Annotated in this window: 20 protein-coding genes; 4 read left to right on the forward strand and 16 right to left on the reverse strand. The window is 72.4% G+C overall.

Features of this window, described 5'->3' with window-relative positions; genetic code table 11:
- The 5 genes from IE136_RS23400 to IE136_RS23420 form a co-directional block, all read right to left on the reverse strand.
- The coding region (locus IE136_RS23400) for an ROK family protein (protein ID WP_229819060.1) at window positions 1-789 on the reverse strand (789 nt) is incomplete at its 3' end.
- A 36-nt stretch (window positions 790-825) separates the two neighbouring features.
- Window positions 826-1,641 carry an ATP-binding cassette domain-containing protein gene (locus IE136_RS23405; protein ID WP_189601305.1) on the reverse strand — a complete coding sequence of 272 codons (816 nt, stop codon included), beginning with the start codon at window positions 1,639-1,641 and terminating at the stop codon, window positions 826-828.
- Complete coding sequence (locus IE136_RS23410; protein WP_189601306.1) at window positions 1,638-2,690, reverse strand: ABC transporter permease; 1,053 nt, start codon at window positions 2,688-2,690, stop codon at window positions 1,638-1,640. The genes IE136_RS23405 and IE136_RS23410 overlap by 4 nt, the downstream gene beginning before the upstream one ends.
- The gene (locus IE136_RS23415; protein ID WP_158991899.1) at window positions 2,687-3,706 is read right to left on the reverse strand and encodes a sugar ABC transporter substrate-binding protein; all 1,020 of its coding nucleotides are present in this window, start codon (window positions 3,704-3,706) and stop codon (window positions 2,687-2,689) included. Before IE136_RS23415 ends, IE136_RS23410 begins: the two co-directional genes overlap by 4 nt.
- Before the next feature lie 85 nt (window positions 3,707-3,791).
- The gene (locus tag IE136_RS23420; protein ID WP_158994837.1) at window positions 3,792-4,511 is read right to left on the reverse strand and encodes a GntR family transcriptional regulator; all 720 of its coding nucleotides are present in this window, start codon (window positions 4,509-4,511) and stop codon (window positions 3,792-3,794) included.
- 143 nt (window positions 4,512-4,654) lie between these two features.
- On the opposite strand from IE136_RS23420, the gene IE136_RS23425 reads away from it, so the two are divergent.
- A complete protein-coding gene (locus IE136_RS23425; RefSeq protein WP_158991897.1) occupies window positions 4,655-5,665 on the forward strand; it encodes a Gfo/Idh/MocA family oxidoreductase in 1,011 nt (336 codons plus the stop codon).
- 361 nt (window positions 5,666-6,026) lie between these two features.
- On the opposite strand, the gene IE136_RS23430 is transcribed toward IE136_RS23425, so the two are convergent.
- From IE136_RS23430 to IE136_RS23445, 4 genes are read right to left on the reverse strand one after another with little or no spacing between them, the layout of a single operon-like run.
- Window positions 6,027-6,458, reverse strand: a complete 432-nt coding sequence (locus tag IE136_RS23430; RefSeq protein WP_158991895.1) for a PaaI family thioesterase — start codon at window positions 6,456-6,458, stop codon at window positions 6,027-6,029.
- A gap of 4 nt (window positions 6,459-6,462) precedes the next feature.
- Window positions 6,463-7,641: a cytochrome P450 family protein gene (locus tag IE136_RS23435; RefSeq protein WP_158991893.1), complete on the reverse strand. Its 1,179-nt coding sequence runs from the start codon at window positions 7,639-7,641 to the stop codon at window positions 6,463-6,465.
- Window positions 7,642-7,650: 9 nt separating this feature from the next.
- Window positions 7,651-8,322, reverse strand: coding sequence for a response regulator (locus tag IE136_RS23440; protein ID WP_158991891.1), 672 nt, complete (start codon window positions 8,320-8,322; stop codon window positions 7,651-7,653).
- On the reverse strand, window positions 8,319-9,557 hold the full coding sequence (locus IE136_RS23445) for a sensor histidine kinase (RefSeq protein ID WP_158991889.1): 1,239 nt from the start codon (window positions 9,555-9,557) through the stop codon (window positions 8,319-8,321). Before IE136_RS23445 ends, IE136_RS23440 begins: the two co-directional genes overlap by 4 nt.
- A gap of 145 nt (window positions 9,558-9,702) precedes the next feature.
- On the opposite strand from IE136_RS23445, the gene IE136_RS23450 reads away from it, so the two are divergent.
- A complete protein-coding gene (locus tag IE136_RS23450) occupies window positions 9,703-9,921 on the forward strand; it encodes a hypothetical protein (protein ID WP_158991887.1) in 219 nt (72 codons plus the stop codon).
- Window positions 9,922-9,981: 60 nt separating this feature from the next.
- Here the strand turns inward: IE136_RS23450 and IE136_RS23455 are convergent, their stop codons facing one another.
- The 3 genes from IE136_RS23455 to IE136_RS23465 form a co-directional block, all read right to left on the reverse strand.
- Window positions 9,982-10,341, reverse strand: coding sequence for a hypothetical protein (locus IE136_RS23455; protein WP_158991885.1), 360 nt, complete (start codon window positions 10,339-10,341; stop codon window positions 9,982-9,984).
- A gap of 11 nt (window positions 10,342-10,352) precedes the next feature.
- Complete coding sequence (locus IE136_RS23460) at window positions 10,353-11,288, reverse strand: DMT family transporter (protein ID WP_158991883.1); 936 nt, start codon at window positions 11,286-11,288, stop codon at window positions 10,353-10,355.
- Window positions 11,289-11,419: 131 nt separating this feature from the next.
- Window positions 11,420-12,031: a dihydrofolate reductase family protein gene (locus IE136_RS23465; protein ID WP_158991881.1), complete on the reverse strand. Its 612-nt coding sequence runs from the start codon at window positions 12,029-12,031 to the stop codon at window positions 11,420-11,422.
- 185 nt (window positions 12,032-12,216) lie between these two features.
- Here IE136_RS23465 and IE136_RS23470 point away from each other — a divergent pair, with 185 nt between their 5' ends.
- On the forward strand, window positions 12,217-12,957 hold the full coding sequence (locus IE136_RS23470) for an SDR family NAD(P)-dependent oxidoreductase (RefSeq protein WP_158991879.1): 741 nt from the start codon (window positions 12,217-12,219) through the stop codon (window positions 12,955-12,957).
- A gap of 174 nt (window positions 12,958-13,131) precedes the next feature.
- Here IE136_RS23470 and alc read toward each other — a convergent pair whose 3' ends face one another.
- Complete coding sequence (alc, locus tag IE136_RS23475; protein WP_189601307.1) at window positions 13,132-14,247, reverse strand: allantoicase; 1,116 nt, start codon at window positions 14,245-14,247, stop codon at window positions 13,132-13,134.
- 1 nt (window position 14,248) lies between these two features.
- Window positions 14,249-15,583 carry an allantoinase AllB gene (gene allB / locus IE136_RS23480; protein ID WP_189601308.1) on the reverse strand — a complete coding sequence of 445 codons (1,335 nt, stop codon included), beginning with the start codon at window positions 15,581-15,583 and terminating at the stop codon, window positions 14,249-14,251.
- Between the two features lie 334 nt (window positions 15,584-15,917).
- On the opposite strand from allB, the gene IE136_RS23485 reads away from it, so the two are divergent.
- On the forward strand, window positions 15,918-16,727 hold the full coding sequence (locus tag IE136_RS23485) for an IclR family transcriptional regulator (protein WP_189601309.1): 810 nt from the start codon (window positions 15,918-15,920) through the stop codon (window positions 16,725-16,727).
- A gap of 296 nt (window positions 16,728-17,023) precedes the next feature.
- Here the strand turns inward: IE136_RS23485 and IE136_RS23490 are convergent, their stop codons facing one another.
- Window positions 17,024-17,704, reverse strand: coding sequence for an ABC transporter ATP-binding protein (locus IE136_RS23490; RefSeq protein WP_158991871.1), 681 nt, complete (start codon window positions 17,702-17,704; stop codon window positions 17,024-17,026).
- On the reverse strand, window positions 17,701-18,786 hold the full coding sequence (locus IE136_RS23495) for an ABC transporter permease (protein WP_189601310.1): 1,086 nt from the start codon (window positions 18,784-18,786) through the stop codon (window positions 17,701-17,703). The genes IE136_RS23490 and IE136_RS23495 overlap by 4 nt, the downstream gene beginning before the upstream one ends.
- Window positions 18,787-18,867 lie beyond the last annotated feature (81 nt).

An 18,867-nucleotide genomic window follows, 5' to 3' on the forward strand; every position in this document is an offset into this window, starting at 1 on the left:
GGCGTCGCCCTCACGGGCCAGCTCGGTGATGAGCGGACCGGTGATCTCGGGGACGTTTCCCTTGACCCGCTCGATGATGTTGTACGCGACCGGGGAGTCGGCGGCGGCCAGTTCACGGGCCTCGCGGACCAGGGCGTTGCCGGAGCTGTACTGCTCCCAGCAGCCGCGGTTTCCGCAGGGGCAGCGGTGGCCGCCGGGGACGACCTGCATGTGGCCGAACTCGCCGGCGACGCCGAACTTGCCCCGCTTGACGCGGCCGTCCTCCAGGATCGCCCCGCCGATGCCGGTACCGAGCGTGATCATGACGAGATGGTCCTCGCCTCGTCCGGCGCCGAAGCGCCACTCGGCCCAGGCGGCGGTGTTGGCGTCGTTGTCCACCATGACGGGGACGGCGAGCCGGGACTCGAGCGCGTCGCGCAGCGGTTCGTTGCGCCAGGCGAGGTGCGGGGCGAAGAGCACCGTGGCCCGCTCCGCGTCGACCCAGCCGGCCGCACCGATGCCCACGGCGTGCACGTCGTGCCGGTCGGAGAGGTCGAGGACCAGCTCGACGATGGTGTCCTCGACAACCTTGGCGCTCTTGGACTTGTCCGGCGTCTCGGTCTTGATCTTCTCCAGGATGACGCCGTCCGCGTCGACGACACCGGCCATCACCTTCGTACCGCCGATGTCGATGCCGACGGTGGGCACCCGCGGCGCGCTGAGGTGGGAGCGCCGTTCGCGGGTGCCGACGGTCCGCAGCACGGTTCCCCGGGCGGAGCCACGCTGGGTGAGGTCGCGGTAGGTACTCATCGGCTCGATTCTGCCAGGTGCGGTGTCGGAGGACCGTTATGTGGCGGAGGGGCGCTCCAGCTCGTGGCGCAGGTCCTCCAGCTCGCTGCCACCGGCCATCTGCCGGGTCAACTCGTCGAGCGTGACCGAGTCCTTGGTGTGGACGGCCGCCATGAGACCGCGCTTGAGCAGGACGAATCGGTCCCCGACGAGGTAGGCGTGGTGCGGGTTGTGGGTGATGAGGACCACTCCGAGGCCCTGGTCACGGGCGGCGGCCACATATTTCAGGACCACTCCGGACTGCTTCACACCGAGAGCGGCGGTGGGCTCGTCGAGGACCAGGACCTTGGCACCGAAGTGGACCGCGCGGGCGATGGCCACGCACTGGCGCTCGCCGCCCGAGAGGGTGCCGATGGGCTGGTCGACGTCGCGCAGGTCGATGCCCATGCGGAGCAACTCGGCGCGGGTGGTCGCGCGCATGCGTTCGACGTCGAGGCGCTTGAAGGGGCCGGCGCCCTTGGTGGGCTCGGAGCCGAGGAAGAAGTTCCGCCAGACCGGCATCAGGGGGACGACGGCCAGGTCCTGGTAGACGGTGGCGATGCCCAGGTCCAGGGCCTCTCGCGGGCTGGCGAGGGAGACGTCCTCGCCCTCGATGCGGAAGGTTCCCGCGTCGTGCCGGTGGAGGCCCGCGACGATCTTGATGAGGGTGGACTTGCCGGCGCCGTTGTCGCCGAGGACGCAGGTGATCTCGCCGGCGTGGACCTCGAGCGAGACCCCTTCGAGGGCGCGGACGTTCCCGTAGTACTTGCTCACGTCGTCGAGCTCGACGAGGGCGGTCCCCGTCGTGGGCGCGGTCGTGGACGCGGTCGTCACTTGGTGGCCTCCACGCGCTTGCGGATCCAGGCGTTCAACAGGGTCGCCAGCAGGAGCATCGCGCCCAGGAAGAATTTGAACCAGTCCGGGTCCCACTCCGCGTACACGATGCCCTTGCCGGTCATGCCGAAGATGAACGCGCCGACCGCGGAGCCGATGGCGGAGCCGTACCCGCCGGTGATCAGGCAGCCGCCGATCACCGCCGCGATGATGTAGATCAGCTCGTTGCCGACGCCCTCGCCGGACTGGACGACGTCGAAGGAGAAGAGCAGGTGCTGGCCGGAGATCCAGGCGCAGAAGGCCACGCCCGCGTAGAGCCCGATCTTCGTCCGGGAGACCGGGACGCCGACGGCGCGGGCCGCGTCCGCGCCGCCGCCCACGGCGAAGATCCAGTTGCCGAAGCGGGTACGCAGCAGGATCCAGGTGGCGAGGGCGACGAGCCCGATCCACCACAGGATGGTCACCTTGAGGTCGACGCCGCCGACGGTCAGCTGGGAGGCGAAGAGCTTACGGGCGGAGGGGAAGCCCTCCATGTCGGCGATCGACTTGGTGGAGACCGTGCCGCTGATCAGCTTGGTGAAGCCCAGGTTGAGACCGGTCAGCATCAGGAAGGTGCCGAGGGTGATGATGAAGCTCGGCAGCTTGGTGCGGGTCAGCAGCACGCCGTTGAAGACGCCGACGGCGAGGGTGACGAGCAGCGAGACGCCGACGCCGACCCAGACGTTCGCCGTCATCTGGTAGCTGAACATCGACGAGACGAGCGCCGAGGTGGTCACCAGGACGCCGGCCGACAGGTCGAACTCGCCGCCGATCATCAGCAGGGCGACGGGCACCGCCATGATGCCGATGGTGGAGGCCGCGTAGAGGACCGTGCCGAGGCTGGAGGCGCGCAGGAAGCTGTCCGCGACGATCGAGAAGAAGAGGAAGACGGCGACGGCTCCGACGACCGAGCCGAGTTCGGGGCGGGCGAGCAGCTTCTTCAGCGAAGAGGTGCGCAGCAGCCGCTCGTCGACGTGGTCGAGGTCGTCGGCCGGGGCGGTCGCGCTCATCGGGTGCCCCGCTCCGTGTAGCCCTTCAGCGCGGTGGCGTCGTCCTTGGTGATGATCTGGGGGCCGGTGAGGACGGCCTTGCCGCCGCCGAGGACGTCGGCGTTGTACTTGTACAGCCAGAGCAGGTCGACGGCCTGGTAGCCCTGGAGGTAGGGCTGCTGGTCGACGGCGAAGCCGAGGGTGCCGGCGCCGAGCGCGGTGGCGACCTTGGCGTTGAGGTCGAAGGTGTCGATCTCGGCCTCGGAGCCCGCGGTCTTCTTCGCCTGGACGGCGGCGTCGGCGAACGGCGCGCCCAGGGTGACGACGGCGTCGATGGCGGGGTCGGACTGGAGCTTGGCCTCGATGGAGGCCTGCACGTCGGGCATGTTGGTCCCGTCGACGTACAGGTTCTGGAGCTCTCCGCCGAAGGTCTTCCTGGCACCGGCGCAGCGCTGCTCGTGGCCCACGTTGCCCTGCTCGTGCAGGACGCACAGGGCCTTCTTCCTGCCCCGCTCGTCCAGTTCGTCGCCGACGGCCTCGCCGGCGACCGTCTCGTCCTGACCGATGTGGGTGAGCGCCCCGAAGGCCTTGGACTGCTCGGAGCCGGAGTTGACGGTGATCACCGGGATGCCGGCCTTGACCGCCTTCTCGACGGCCGTCTTCATCGCGTCGGGCTTGGCGAGGGTGACGACGAGCCCGTCGACGCCCTTCGCGATGTACGAGTCGATGAGCTGGGCCTGCGCCTGTCCCTCGTCGCTGTGCGCGTAGAGGAAGTTGATGTTGTCCTTGACGGCGGCCTGCTTGGCGCCGTTCTGGACGATGTCCCAGAAGGTGTCGCCGTCGCCCGAGTGGGTGACCATGGCGAAGGTCCACCGGGGGGTGTTCACGGCGGACCTTCCCTGGGCCGCGGCCGCCTTGCGGGCGTCCTCCGCGCGCTTGCCGCCGGTGCTGCTGCACCCCGCGAGCGCGGCGGTCAGCGCCACCGCGAGCACGGCGCCGATCGTCGCGCGTACCCCTCCTGTGCGAACCCTGGTCACGAGGCCGTGCCCTCCTTTATGTCCTTCTGCGTGCATTGCAGTATCGGTCATGGGGGTTTTCCGGACCGTCACCGGGGTTGTCGGCTCACGCTCTGACCAGCAACTGGAACTCGAAGGAGTACCGCGAGGCCCGGTAGAGGTGGGAGCCGAACTCGACGGCGCGGCCGGTGTCGTCGTACGTGGTGCGTTCCATCGTCAGCAGCGGGGCGCCCTCCTCCTCGGCGAGCAGTTCGGCCTCGGCCGCGGTGGCGGCCCGCGCGCCGACCGTCTGCCGGGCGCTGTGCAGAGTGATACCGGCGCCCCGCACCATCCGGTAGAGGCCGGTCGCCTCCAGTCGGGCGGTGTCCGGCTCCAGGAGGCCGGCCGGCAGATGGTTGCGGAGGTAGGCCATGGGCTCACCGTGCGCCGCCCGCAGCCGCTCGACGTAGCGCACGTCGGTGCCCTCCGGTACGCCGAGGGCGGCGGCGACCCGGGCGGTCGCGGGTTCGACGTGGTTGGCCAGGACCCGGGTGGTGGGGTGCTGGCCGGCCGCCTCCAGGTCGTCGTAGAGGCTGCTCAGTTCCAGCGGGCGCCGCACCTGGCTGTGCAGGACCTGGGTGCCGACCCCGCGGCGGCGGATCAGGAGGCCCTTGTCGACGAGGGTCTGGATGGCCTGGCGGACGGTGGGGCGGGACAGTCCCAGGCGGGTGGCGAGGTCGATCTCGTTGCCGAGCAGGCTGCCCGGGGTCAGCGCACCGTTCTCGATCGCCGCCTCCAGCTGCTGGGCGAGCTGGAAGTAGAGCGGGACCGGGCTGGTGCGGTCCACGGAGAACGGGGGGAGGGAGGCGGACGCCGACGGCTTGGACACGGACGGAGCGTAGCCCGAGGAGATGATGACAGGAAGTGGTGAAGTCCGATTGTCCTGACAAATCCTTGACAGGGTGCGCGTTCGGCACCACCTTGGGGGCCATGCGCATCGGACTCATCGGAACGGGACGTATCGGGGCCTTCCACGCGGGGGTGCTCGCCCGCCACCCGGCGGTCTCCTCGCTGGTCGTGGCGGACGCCGACGCCGCCCGGGCGGCCCAGGTGGGCGGGGCGGTCGGCGCCACCGTCGCGCCCACAGTCGACGCCCTGCTCGATCACCCGCTCGACGCCGTCGTCATCGCCTCCGCGACCGCCGCCCACGCCGAACTCATCGCCCACGCCGCCGGCGCCGGGCTCCCCGCCTTCTGCGAGAAGCCCATCGCCCTGGACGTGCCGGGGACGCTGGCCGCGCTCCGGGCCGTCGAGACCGCGGGCACCGAGCTGCAGCTGGGGTTCATGCGCCGCTTCGACGCCGGGTACGTGGCCGCGCGCGAGGCCGTGCGGGCGGGCCGGCTCGGCCGCCTGCACACCGTACGGGCGGTCACCTCCGACCCGGCGCCGCCGCCCGCCCCGTACCTGCCCCTCTCCGGCGGGCTGTTCCGGGACTGCCTGGTGCACGATGTCGACATCCTGCGCTGGGTGACCGGGCGGGAGGTCGTCGAGGTGTACGCGACCGGCTCGGACGCGGGCCCGGCGATGTTCCGGGAGGCCGATGACGTCGACACGGCCGCGGCGGTGCTCACCCTGGACGACGGCACGCTGGCGACAGCGACGGCGACGCGGTGCAACGGGGCGGGCTACGACGTACGGATGGAGCTGGCAGGCGAGCGGGACCAGATCACCGTCGGCCTCGACGACCGAACCCCGCTCACCTCGGTGGAACCCTCCGGCCCCCCGGCCCCGGTCAAACCCTGGCCCGGCTTCCTGGAGCGGTTCGCCCCCGCGTACGAGGCCGAACTCGACGCCTTCGTCCACCTGGTGCGCGGCGAACGCCCCAACCCCTGCGACGGCCGCGAGGCCCTGGAGGCCCTACGCATCGCGGAAGCCTGCGAACGCTCCCGCCGCGAACGCCGCCCGGTCACCCTCACCGAAATCCCGTCGGCGCCGGCCTGACGGACCGGCGGGAGGCGGCCCGGGGCCGACGACCACCCGGCCGAGCAGACCGACAGACCGCAGGACCGCAGGGCCGAGCAGGCCGACAGACCGCAGGCCCGAGCGATCCGGCGACCACCCGGCAGAGCAGGCGGCAGGGCCGCAAGCCCGCGGGCCGGCAAGCGGCCGTGCCGGCGACTGCGCGGCCGAGCAGGCCGCAGGGCCGGCGGCCGACACTCCCTGGGCCGTAGAGCGGACAGGCTCACAGCCTGTCGTGCCGACAGGGCCGACAGGCCGACAGGCCGACCGCACGGCGCCCGGCCGGCCGGGGACACCGCCAGGCCGCCGGGCGGCGGGAATGCCGGGGCCGGGCGGCCGGGCGTCAGCCGTTCGCGGCGAGGACTGTGCCCTGGGCCACCGCGCACAGGGTTTCGGCGCCCTCCGCGTCCACGGTCAGCAGGTCGCAGCGGACCACCGCCTGGCGGCGGCCCGCGTGGACGACCTCCGCCCGGGCGAGCAGGGTGGAGCCGAGCGCCGGGCGGACGTACTGGATGGAGAAGCCCGCCGTCAGCACCGCGCCGCCGAGCGCCGTTCCGGCGGCGAAGGTGAGCGCGTTGTCGGCCGCGTACGAGAGCACGCCGCCGTGGACGAAGCCGTTCTGCTGCCGGAGTTCCTCACGCAGCGGGATCTCCAGGGTCGCCCGACCCTCGCCGAAGGCGGTCATGCGTGCGCCCACGAGCCGGCTGAACGGCTGGGCGTCCAGGACCTTGCGGGCGAGCGTGAGGTCGAGATCGTGCGACGGGGCGGCGGTCATGGGATCACCATCTGACGGGAAGGCGGCGGACGCCGCGGATGAGCATGCCGGGCAGCCAGTCCAACGCCCCGCCTTCGGGGTCGAGTTCCAGCCCGGGGAAGCGTTCCAGGAGCGTCCGGATCGCGATACGTGCCTCCAGCCGGGCGAGCGGGGCGCCCAGGCAGTAGTGGATGCCGTGGCCGAAGGCGAGATGGCCGCGCGCGTCCCGGTGGAGGTCGAAGCGGTCGGCGTCGGGATAGCGCGCCGGATCCCGGTCGCCGGAGGCGAGGGAGACGAGCACCGGCTCGTACGCGGGGACGAGCGTCTGCCCGATCCGTACCGGCTCCCGGGTGAACCGGAAGGTCGCGTTCTCCACCGGCCCCTCCCAGCGCAGCGTCTCCTCCACCACGGCGTCGAGCAGACCGAAGTCGGCGCGGACCGCCGCTAGTTGCTCGGGGTGGGTGAGCAACGCCCGTACGGCGTTGGCGATGAGGTTGACCGTGGTCTCGTGGCCGGCGATGAGCAGGAGGTAGCCGAGCGCGCGCAGTTCGGCCAGGGAGAGCCGGTCGCCGTCCTCCGCGCGGGCGGTGATCAGGTCGGAGAGCAGGTCGTCGGTGGATCCCGCGGCGCGCTTGTCCTCCACGAGCGCGTCGAGATAGGCGGCGAGGCCCTCGATCGCCTCGGCCTCCGGCCCTGCGCCGGTCGGGGCGACGATCTCGTTGGTCCAGGCGCGGAAGGTGTCGCGGTCGGCGGCCGGAACGCCGAGGAGTTCGCAGATGACGGTGATGGGCAGCGGGAAGGCGAAGGAGTCGACCAGGTCGGCGTGACCGGCCGGCGCCATGGCGTCGGCGAGTTCGCCGGTGAGCCGCTCCAGGCGCGGCCGCAGGCTCTCCACCCGCCGGCCGGTGAACTGCCCCGCGACGAGTCTGCGCAGCCGGGTGTGGTCGGGCGGGTCGAGCACGAGGAGGTTGGGACCGATGACCTGCTCGTCCAGCATGGTCATGCCGACGACGGACGGCGACTTGGACAGCCTCGGGTCGGCCAGGGCGGCCCGCGCCTCCTCGTAGCCGACGATCAGCCACAGCTCGGCGCCGTCCGTGGTGCGTACCCGGTGGACGGGCCCGGCCTCGCGCATTTTCGCGTAGTACGGATAAGGGTTCGCGGTGAAGTCCGCGCCGTACTCCCCCAGATCGATGACGGACATCGGCCCAGCCTATGCGCTGTCCTCGCCCTCCAGGAGGCCGGCGTCGTGGACGAGCAGGGCGATCTGGACCCGGTTGTTGAGGCCGAGCTTGGCCAGAACGCGCGAGACGTGCGTCTTGACGGTCGGGACGCTCATGTAGAGGGTCGCTGCGATCTCCGCGTTGGAGTGGCCTCGGCCGACGGCGACGGCCACCTCCCTTTCACGCTGGGCGAGTTCGGCGAGGCGGTCGGCGGCTGTGGCGCGGCGGGGCTGTTCCTGGTGTCCGGCGACATGGCTCATCAACTGGCGGGTGACGGCCGGGGAGAGGACGGGGTCTCCGGCGGCCACCCTGCGCACGGAGGCGACGATCTCGGCGGGCGCGGTGTCCTTGAGGACGAAGCCGGCCGCCCCGGCGCGCAGGGCGCGCAGGACCTGTTCGTCGGCGTGGAAGGTGGTGAGGACGACGACCTCGGGGGCGCCGGGGCGGGCGCGGAGCCGTTCGGTGGCCGTGAGGCCGTCGACGTACGGCATCCGGATGTCCATGAGGACGACGTCGGGGGCGTGCCGGTCGACGAGTTCGGGGACGTCCCGGCCGTCGGCGCCCTCGCCGACGATCTCTATGTCCTCGGCGCCGCCGAGCATGAGGGTGAGGCCCGCGCGGACCAGGGGGTCGTCGTCGACGATGAGCAGCCGGATGGTCATGGGGGCCACGGTAGCCAGGCGCGCAGGGCGAATCCGCCGTCGGGGGCCGGGCCGTGCTCCAGCCGGCCACCGGCGAGGGTGGCGCGTTCGGTGAGGCCGATGAGGCCCTGGCCGGATCCGGGCACGTGCGGGACGGGGCCGGTGGGCGCCGGGTTGTGGACCTCGACGGTGAGTCCGTCGCCGGGGCGGCCGCGGAGGGTGACGGTGACCTCGGTGCCGGGGGCGTGCTTACGGGCGTTGGTGAGGCCCTCCTGCGCGATGCGGTAGACGGTGCGGCCGGTGGCGGCGGGGACGGCGGCCGACTCCTCACCGCTCTCGGGATCACCGTCCAGGCCGATGTCGAGGACGACCTCCGTACCGGCCCGGCGCGACTCCTCGACCAGCGTGTCGAGGCTGGCGAGCGTGGGCTGGGGCCGGTCCCCGTCGCCCCCCTCCCCCGGGGCCCGCAGCACGCCGATGATCTCGCGCAGGTCCTGGAGGGCTTCGTGGGCGCTGTCCCGGATGACGCCTGCGGCGCGGGCGACCTGCGCGGGCGGGGCGTCGGGCCGGAATTCGAGGGCTCCGGCGTGCACGCTGAGCAGGGTGAGCCGGTGGGCGAGGACGTCGTGCATCTCGCGGGCGATGGCCTCCCGGGCGAGCCGCTGGGCCTGCTCGGCCCGCAGTTCGGTCTCCGCCTCCGCGCGGTGGGCACGCTCGCGCAGGGCCTCGACGAGCTGGCGCCGGGAACGTACGAGCATGCCCCAGGCGGTCACCAGCAGGGTCACGACGATACCGATCACGACGGCCGCCGCCGGGTGGAGGGACGGGTCGGGGCGCAGGAAGACCTGCGCGGTGGAGGAGACCACGGCGAGCGCGCCCATGAGCGCGGTCTCCCGGACGGGCCGGCGGACGGCGACGCCGAAGAGCGCGGCGAGGGCCGCTCCGCCGGCGACCGGGGCGACCGTGCTGATCACGGTGAGGACGACCGCGACCCCCACGGGCCAACGGCGTCGCAGCCAGAGGGCGCAGCACGCGGCGGCGCCGACGAGCTGGTCCGCGAGGGCGACGACCTCGCTGTTGAGCTGGTCGGTGCTGTCGGCGGCGACGAGCCCGACGAAGACCGCGAGGAGGAAGAGGAGGGCATCGACGAGCCAGTCGCGAACGGTCCGGCGCGGGCGGCGGCCCGGTGGGGTGTCCGCCGGGGTGTCGGCCATGGCCGAGGGAAGCAGCCAGGCGTGGCGGTCCGTCCGTGTCATACGCACCAAAGTACGCAGATGAGATGCGCGACGGCGGTCACGGAGCGGCGGACGCTACCAAAGTCGCGCGAGGCGAGACTTCGGTCGCTCCGCCATGTCCGGTGGACCGACGCGGGCACCCCGCCGGGCCGATCATGCTCGGTGCATGAAGAAGTTTCTGGAGATCCTCGGCGTCGTGGTGCTCATCGGCGGCGTCTCGGGAGTGCTGCGCGAGCTGACCGGCTGGTTCCCCTTCATGGGCTTCACCCGGTTCCTGACGGAGAACGTGTGGTTCCTGGACGGCAGGGAGCTGTTCGCCAACATCGTGATCGCGGTGCTGGGTCTCGTGGTTCTCATCCTCTCGGACGGGGTGAAGAAGGCTTAGGTCGGGTCCGGAAGGTAGCGCCGTCTGCCCGTAGGGCAGGCGGGACTTCACGGACCCGGCCTAGCCCTTGGCCTCGTTGAGGCGGGTGACCTCGGCGAGGTGCTCGGCCATGCGGTGGGAGACAGAGCCGCTGGTGTGAAGGACGGCGCCGACGACGGCGAACGGCAGGGACGCGCCGAGGACCGCCATCAGTTCGGGCCAGTCGCGTTCCTCGACACAGCGGCTGTCGTCGTTGTGGAGGTTGTCGCTCGTGAACCGGGAGGTGCACTCGCGGCTGTACCCCTCGTTCTCGTAGGGCGTGAAGAGGAGGACGGCGAACCAGATCCACAGCAGGCCGGCGACGGCGAGCAGCCCGAGTCCCCAGCCCTGGGTGCGCCGCGCGCGGGCGCGGAAATCTATGTCGTACGGCAGTGAACGCATGGATCAAGAACCTATCGGGGGCCCGCCCCGGCGGCGCGACGGCCCCAGGTCGTCCCGGCGAGGACGAGGACGGCGCCCGCGACGCCGAGGACCCCCGGGCGGTCTCCGGCGAGCGCGATGCCGGCCGCCGCGGCCCAGAGCGGTTCCGTGCCGAGCAGGAGGCTGACCCGCGACGGGGAGGTGCGGCGCACGGCCCACATCTGCACGAAGAAGGCGAAGAGCGTGCAGAAGACGGAGAGGAAGACGAGTCCCGCCCACTCGCGCACCCCGAAGTCGAGCGCCACCGACCAGGGCGATGCGCCCGTGCCGGGAGCCGCCGCGAGCAGGGCGAAGACGAGGACGGCGGAGCCGAGTTGGACGGTGGTGAGGGAGAGGGAGTCGGCGCTCCGCACGGCCTTGATCCGGGACATGGCCAGGACGTGGACGGTACGGGCCACGGCGGCGAGCAGCATGAGCAGGTCGCCGGGCGAGGGCGTGGTGAACCCCGCCCCCTGCGTCAGCAGCACCACGCCCGCCACCGAGAGCGCGGCGGCGGCCAGGAAGGCCCGGGGCGGCCGGGTGCGCGTGACGGCGGCCTCGGCGAGCGGCGTGAAGATCATGGTGAGGCTGATGATCAGGCCGGCGTTGGTGGCGGAGGTGTGGACGACGCCGTACGTCTCCAGGAGGAAGATCCCGCTGAGCACCAGGCCGAGGAGGCCGGCGCCGCGCCACTGGGCGGGGCGCAGCGCCCGCAGTCTGCTCCATCCGGCGACGACGAGGACGGGCAGGACGACGGCGAACCGCAGGACCAGCACCGCGACGACGGTGTGGGTGGTGGTGATGCCCTTGGCCGCGAGGTAGCTGGCGCCCCAGACGACGGCGACGAGGAGCACCGGGAGGTCGGTGAGCCAGGCGCGGCGCGCGGCGCGAAGGGGTGCGGAAGCGGCGATCGGTGACGTGGCAGTCATGTACGGCCCTGCTCCAACTCGGTGGACTGAGTGGAGACTTCGGCGGCTCGCACGCGGAACGCCCACCGTACCCGGACCGGCCCGTGGAGGCTACATCTTTCTTCCGCGGTCAGGCCCCGCCACCTGGGGTGTCACGCGTAGCTGCCGTATTCGGGGCGGCCCGCGAGGTTGTACGTGTGGATGGCGATCCCCGACCCCGTGGTCCTGGCTTCGGTGTGGCGGAAGGCCGTGGGGCGGGTGCCGTCGGTGAAGAGGCGACGGCCCGTGCCGAGGACGACGGGGAAGACGAGCAGGTGGAGCGTGTCGATCAGGTCGTGCGCCAGCAGGGTCCGGGCGAGGCCGCCGCTGCCGTGCATCTGCACCTCACCGTCGGTGCGGTCCTTGAGCGCGGTGACCTCCTGGACCGGATCGCCGCCGAGAACGGTCGTGCCGGACCAGTCGGCCGAGGTGAGCGTGGTCGAGGCGACGTACTTCGGGAGGGCGTTGAGCTTCGAGGCGACCGGGTCGGCGGGGTCGGTCTGCTTGGGCCAGAAGCCGGCGAAGATCTCGTACGTGCGGCGGCCGAGCAGGAAGGCGGCGGGCCGCTGGAAGACCTCGTCGATGAAGCGGCCGAAGTCCTCGTCGCCGTAGGGCACGGACCATCCGCCGTGCTCGAATCCGCCGCTGCGGTCCTCGTCGGGGCCGCCTGGCGCCTGGTAGACGCCGTCGAGGGTGAGGAACTGGGTGAGGCTGAGGTTGCCCATGGCGCGGGTGCCTTTCGGTTCGGGCCGGGTGTCCCCCGGTCCATCGTGTCTCACAAGCTCCGACTCCACCGCCCGGCGAAAGTCATCGGTGTCCCGTGATCGGTGTCCGATTGCCGCCAGCACCCGCTGCTCCCGCCGCCTTTCATTGAACTCGCAACCACTCATCACTTTTCAGGAGGTTCGGGATGTCCACGATGAACGGCAAGGCGGTCCTGGTGACGGGCGGCAGCCGGGGCATGGGCGCCGCCACCGCCCTGCGGCTGGCCCGGGAGGGCGCGGACGTGGCCTTCACGTACGTACGGAACGAGGAGCGGGCGCGCGAGGTCGCGGCGGCGATCGAGGCGGCCGGCCGCAAGGCGCTGCCCCTGCGGGCCGACGCGGCGGACGCCGGGGACGCGGCGGGCGCGGTGGAGTGGGCGGCGGACGCCCTCGGGCGGCTGGACGTGCTGGTCAACAACGTGGGCGTGGGCGTCCTCGGACCGCTGGAAAGCCTGAGCCTGGCGGATGTGGACCGGGTGCTCGCGGTGAATGTGCGCGCGGCTTTCCTCGCCTCCCAGGCGGCGGCCGGGCGGATGGGGAGCGGTGGGCGGATCGTCACGATCGGCACGTGCATGACGGCCCGCGTCCCCGGCCCCGGCGGCACGCTCTACGCGACGAGCAAGTCGGCCCTGGTCGGCCTCACCAAGGCGCTCGCGAGGGAGCTGGGCGGTCGCGGCATCACGGCCAACATCGTCCATCCGGGCCCGGTCGACACCGACATGAACCCGGCGGACGGACCGTACGCGCAGGGCCAGGCGGCCATGACGGCGCTGGGCCGTTTCGGGGCCCCGGAGGAGGTGGCCGCGATGGTGGCGTTCCTGGCGGGTCCGGAGGGGGAGTACGTGACGGGCGCGGAGTTCTCGGTGGACGGCGGCCACGCGGCGTAGCGGAGGAAGCGGCACGGAAGAGGCGCCGCGGAGGAGGGAAGCGGCGCGGAAGAGGCACCGCGCTCGAAGTGGCGCGAGGGCGCACCGGTGCTGTCGGGCCGGTGCGCCCTCGCGGGCCGGGCGGGGTGTCGTGGCCCGCCCAGTTCGTGGTGACCCGTTGGTCGCCCGTCCGGGTTACCCGCCCAGTTCCTGGTGGCGGGCGGTCAGGCGGGCCGTGCCCGCTTCGGTGAGAGAGCCGAAGAGGCGGAGGCGGGAGATGCCGCCGTCCGGGTAGATGTCGATCCGGACGCGGGAGCCGACCGCCGGGGTGTCGAGCACGAAGCGGTGGTTGGTGTCCGGCTGGAGCCGGGTCCTGGGCAGGACCTCGGTCCACTCCTCGGAGCCCTCGGCCGCCACGGAGAGCGCCGCCCAGCCCGCGCTGTTGCCCTTCAGGTAGGCCGTGTCGATCTCGACGGCGCGGATCTGGGACTCGGCCGCCAGCTGGTAGCGGATCCAGTCGTTGCCCTTGTCGCGGCGGCGGCGGGTCTCCCAGCCGTCGTCCATCTTGTGCGAGCGGCCCGGCTGGATGGTGTTGGTCGCCGGGGAGTAGAAGCGGTCGGAGGCGTCCTCGACCTGGCCGCCGTTCTCCAGCGCCGCGAGGTCGAAGGTGCCGAGGACCGCGAGCCACTTCGGGTCCGGGGCGACCTCGCCGTACACGCGCAGGCGGGCGATGCCGCCGTCCGGATGCTGGTTCACGCGCAGATGCGTGAAGCGCTGCTCGACGTCGACGGCGAAGCCGTTGGCGGCGTGGCCGCCGATGGCGGTGCGCGGGACGAGGGTCGTCCACTTCACGTCGTCGGCGAGGAGCTCCTCGGGGGAGGGCGAGCCGGCCACGGAGGTGGCCTCGACGGAGACGGCCTGCGGGTAGTTGCCGCGGAAGTGAGCGGTGTCGATCACGATGCCGCGCACGACACCGGGGGCGCCGAGGCGTACCAGCGCCCAGTCGTGGTCGTCCTCGGTCGGGTGCGGCCGCTGCGCGGAGACGCCCCGGCGGCGGCGGGTCTCCCAGCCGTCCATGATCTTGCCCTTGTGCCCGAAGTGCTCGGGGTCGAACTCCGCGGCCTGCGGCTTGAGCATGTTCTCGCGCTCGGCGAAGAACTCGTCGTTGGCGGCGATCACGCCCGCGCCGAGGCGGCGGTCGGCGAGGTCCGCGTACCGCGTGAAGGGGAACTCGGCGGTGCGGTAGTCCGCGTACGGATCGCCACCGCCGTAGGGGCTGGCGTCACCGGTGAAGCCGGGTATGGCGGACACGTCAGTTGTTCCTTTCGAGGAGGCGGCCGGAGGGCTCGGCCAGGGTGCCGTGGTCGGCGATGCGCTCGCCGCGCAGCCAGGTGGACTTCACGACGCCGTGCAGGGTCTTGCCCGCGTACGCGGTGAGCCGGTTGCGGTGCTGGAGCTCGGCCGGGTCGACCGTGAAGGTCTCGTCGGGCGCGAGCACGGCGAAGTCGGCGTCGCGGCCGGCCTCGATGGCGCCCTTCTGCGACAGCCCCGCGAGCCGGGCCGGGGCCTCGGACATCCAGCGGGCGACGTCCTCCAGGGTGCGACCGCGGCGGCGCGCCTCGGTCCAGACGGCCGGCAGGCCGAGCTGGAGGGAGGAGATGCCGCCCCAGGCGGAGAGGAAGTCCGGGGTCTTCAGGTCGGCGGTGGACGGCGAGTGGTCGGAGACGACGCAGTCGATCGTGCCGTCCGCCAGGCCCTCCCACAGCGCGTCCTGGTTCGCGGCCTCGCGGATGGGCGGGCAGCACTTGAACTCGGTGGCGCCGTCCGGGACCTCCTCGGCGGTGAGGGTGAGGAAGTGCGGGCAGGACTCGACTGTGATCTTGACGCCCTCGGCCTTGGCGGCGGCGATCAGCGGCAGCGCGTCCGAGGAGGAAAGGTGCAGCACGTGGACGCGGGCGTTCAGCCGGCGCGCCTGGTTGATCAGGTTCTCGATCGCGGTGTTCTCGGCGTCGCGCGGCCGGGAGGCGAGGAAGTCGGCGTACTTCTCGCCCTTCTTCTGGGGCGCGGCGGCGAGGTGGTGGGGGTCCTCCGCGTGCACGATCATCAGGCCGTCGAAGCCGGCGATCTCGGCGAGGGAGTTCGCCAGCTGCTCCTGGTCCAGCTCGGGGAACTCCTCCACGCCGGAGGGCGACAGGAAGCACTTGAAGCCGAAGACACCGGCGTCGTACAGCGGCCGCAGGTCCTTGACGTTGTCGGGCAGCGCGCCGCCCCAGAAGCCGACGTCGATGTGCGCCTTGGTGCGGGCGACGTCCTGCTTGATCCGCAGGTGCTCGACGGTGGTCGTCGGCGGCAGCGAGTTCAGCGGCATGTCGAGGAGGGTGGTGATGCCACCGGCGGCGGCCGCGCGCGTGGCGGTCCAGAAGCCCTCCCACTCGGTGCGGCCCGGGTCGTTCACATGGACGTGGGTGTCGACGAGCCCGGGGAGCACGACGTCGTCGCCGACGTCCTCCAGCCGCGCGCCGGCCGGCACCTCGGCGTCGTACGGCAGCACGGCGGCGATGGTCCCGCCGGAGACGGCGATCGACGCGGAGCGCGTCCCCTCGGGGGTGATGACGCGTGTCGAGCGCAGTACCAGGTTGACGTCCACCCGTACCCCTTCTTTTTCACCCAGCAGAATTTCAACGAACTGTTGAAGGAGTCTTCACTCAGGACGACATGGCGTCAAGGGCACACTTTCAGCATGGGGCCATGGAAGCCGGGCGCCACCGGCCACCTTGGACGTTTCCATGAAGTGGAAGAGGAATTTCGTACAGTAGAACGTAGCTCCGCACATGCGGGGAGGAGCCGGACTCCGCCGGGCAACCGTCGACACCGGACAAACACCCCTCTGACCGGCCCGGACGCCGCGGCCGGGGCCGTGTGTCCGGACGGACGGCCCGGTAGGCTGCTGCCTTGCCCGCCTGCCCCGAAAGGACCTTGACGTGCCGACGTCCAGCGCCAGCACCACCGACGCCGCCAAGCCCGCCGCCGCGAGCGGTGGCGTCCAGTCCCTCGAGCGTGCCTTCGATCTCCTGGAGCGGATGGCCGACGCCGGGGGCGAGGTCGGGCTGAGTGAGCTCTCCGCCAGCAGCGGGCTGCCGCTGCCCACCATCCACCGGCTGATGCGCACCCTCGTGGCCTGCGGTTACGTACGCCAGCAGCCCAACCGCCGGTACGCCCTCGGCCCCCGCCTGATCCGCCTCGGGGAGTCGGCCTCCCGGCTCCTGGGTACCTGGGCCCGCCCGTACCTCGCGCGGCTCGTCGAGGAGACGGGCGAGACCGCGAACATGGCTCTGCTCGACGGCGACGAGATCGTGTACGTCGCCCAGGTGCCGTCCAAGCACTCGATGCGCATGTTCACCGAGGTCGGCCGGCGGGTGCTGCCGCACTCCACGGGTGTGGGCAAGGCGCTGCTCGCGCACACGCCGCCGGAGGAGGTCCGCGCGCTGCTCGCCCGTACGGGCATGCCGGCCGCGACCGAGAAGACGATCACCACGCCGGAGGGCTTCCTGGACGCGCTCGCGCTGGTGCGGGACGCGGGATACGCGGTCGACGACAACGAGCAGGAGATAGGGGTCCGCCGCCTCGCGGTACCCGTCCCCAACTCCCCCACGGCGGCGGCCATCTCGATCTCGGGCCCGGCGGGCCGCGTGACGGAGGCGGCGACGGAGAAGATCGTCCCCATCCTCCAGCAGGTCGCCGAGGAACTTTCCACCGCCCTCGCCAACACAGCGGGCAACGGCGGCGCGTAGCCTCCAGCGCCCCCCGTCGTGGGCATCCCGCCCCCAGCCGGGGCGGCACCCATCCCCCGCCCCCGCCGGTCGTGGGCAACTGTTCCGCCGGGGCGGAACGGGTGGGAAACGACACCCCACCGGCGCCGCGCCTGTGGTGACCGTACGGACCGGGAGCCAGGCCCCGGCAAGGGCGCCGTCCCCTGTGCCCACCCGTCCCGCCCTGCGGGACGAACGCCCGCGACGGGGCGGGGCGGGCGGCGAAACGGGGGAGGCCCGCGGGCGGAGGCCCGGCGGTGGGCATCGGCCCCGGTGGTTCAGGCAGGGGGCGGCTGGGACAGGCGGCCGTCGTGGACGGTCACCGTACGGTCGGCCGTGGCCAAGTGCGTGCGGTCGTGGGTCACCAGGATCGTCGCCGTGCCACGGTCCCGGGTGAGCGCCGCCAGGAGGCTCACGATCGCCGCGCCCCGCTCGTGGTCCAGGGCGCTCGTGGGCTCGTCGACGAGGAGGACCGCCGGCTCGTTCATCAGGGCGCGGGCGAGCGTGACGCGCTGGCGCTGGCCGCCGGAGAGCTGGTGCGGCCGGCGGCCCGCCAGGTCCGCGAGGCCGACCGCGTCCAGGAGCGTCAGCGCCCGCTCCCGTACCGCCTTCGGCTTGGCGCCCGAGAGGTGCGCCATCACCTGCAGCTGCTCCACCGCCGTCAGCGACGCCAGCAGATTCGGCTGCTGGAAGACGATCCCGATCCGCTCCCGCCGCAGCGCCGCCTTCCCCGCCGGGTTTAGCGCCCCGGTGTCCGCACCGGCCACCACGACCCGCCCCCGGTCCGGGGGGACGAGCGTCGCCGCCACCGCGAGCAGGCTGGACTTGCCGGAGCCGGACGGTCCCACAACCGCGGTGAGACGGCCCGCCGGGACCTCCAGCGAGACGGAGTCGAGTGCCGTGAGGCGCCCGTCCCCGTCCGGGTAGGTCAAGGTCACATCGTCCAGAACAAGACTCATCGTGCGCTCCCGAGGGCGGTCAGGGGGTCGACGGCGGTGATCCGCCGGATGGACAGGGCCGCGCCGAGCACACCGAGCACGATCATCACCGCGGCCGGGCCGAGCACGGTGAGCGGCTCCAGGACGAACGGCACGTCCCCGCCGCTGACCAGCGCGCCGACGATCACCGCGAGGCCGGTACCGAGCAGGGTGCCCGCGCCCAGCATGAGCACCGCCTGACCGAGGGCGTCCCTGAGGAGGTACGGGGTCGAGGCGCCGAGCGCCTTGAGGACGGCGACGTCACCGCTGCGCTGGATCGTCCAGACCGTAAAGAAGGCCCCTATGACGAGCGCGGAGATGACGAAGAGGAAGCCCCGCATGAGCTGAAGGGAACCGTTCTCGGCCTGGTACGACCCTATGGCGGTGAGCGCTTCGTCCACGGTCCTCGACTCCGTTCCCGCCGCCCGGTCGCCGGCCGCGAGATCCGCCCCGCCGGACGTCCTCAGCACGATGACGGTGGCCTGCTCCTCGGGGGTCGTGCCGTTGTGCCCGAGCCTCTGCCAGTCGTCGAGCGAGGTCCACGCGACGGGCGTGTGGCTGTACGAGGCGTCGCCCGCGACCGCCGCGACGGTGGCCTCCAGCGGGCCCAGCCGTACCGCCTCTCCCACGCTCGCCCCCAGCTCCTCGGCGGCGGACGCCGAGAGCACGACGCGCCCCGGCCCGAGCTTCCCGCTCCCGGGCGCGATCCCGGCCGCCGGTTCCGTACCGAAGGCGGAGACCGCGGCCGTACGGTCCCCCGCGGCGGCGTTGAGCGTACGGATCCCGAGCGGCTCGGCGCTCCTCACCCCGGGCCGCCCGGCCCACCGCCGCCACTGGCTCTCGGTCACCGCCGAGTTGGTGAAGGAGACCGACTGCCCGGAGGGCGGGGCGGCGAAGGCCAGCCGGTCCGCCGGCAGCCCGGTGATCGCCGAGATGTTCTCACGGGCGAGTCCGGCGGTCAGCCCGGACAGCAGTCCGACGAGCAGGGTGATCAGCACGATCACGGTGCCCATCAAGGTGAATCGCCCTCTGGCGAATCTCAGGTCTCTCCATGCCACGAACATGGGCTCCAGGGTGCTGGGCCGGAGCGGGCCGGGACATCGCGCCACGGATGGCTCCGCAATCAAACTTTCGGTTGAGTCCGG

Source organism: Streptomyces lateritius (assembly GCF_014649715.1).
Classification (GTDB): Bacteria; Actinomycetota; Actinomycetes; order Streptomycetales; family Streptomycetaceae; genus Streptomyces; species Streptomyces lateritius.